Annotated in this window: 1 protein-coding gene; it reads left to right on the plus strand. The window is 61.4% G+C overall.

Annotated elements, in window-relative coordinates:
* Positions 1 to 13: 13 nt before the first annotated feature.
* On the plus strand, positions 14 to 259 hold a 246-nt coding region (locus tag R0J92_RS24285), incomplete at its 3' end, for a 2Fe-2S iron-sulfur cluster-binding protein (protein WP_411053566.1).

Genomic DNA, 259 nt, shown 5'->3' on the forward strand with positions numbered 1-259 from the left:
GGACCAAGGATCGATGGCACAACTGACCCTGCCGAAGAATTCCAAGATCACCAAGGGCAAGACCCATGCCCCGCCGCAATCGGCGAAGGCGGCGCGGGAATTCCGCATCTATCGCTGGGACCCGGATCAGGGCGGCAACCCGCGGATGGACAGCTACACCATCGATCTGGACGATTGCGGCCCGATGGTGTTGGACGCGCTGATCCATATCAAGAACAACATCGACACCACGCTGACCTTCCGCCGCTCCTGCAGGGAG

This window comes from Tritonibacter sp. SIMBA_163, from assembly GCF_046535935.1.
In the GTDB taxonomy this organism is placed as follows: Bacteria; Pseudomonadota; Alphaproteobacteria; order Rhodobacterales; family Rhodobacteraceae; genus Epibacterium; species Epibacterium scottomollicae.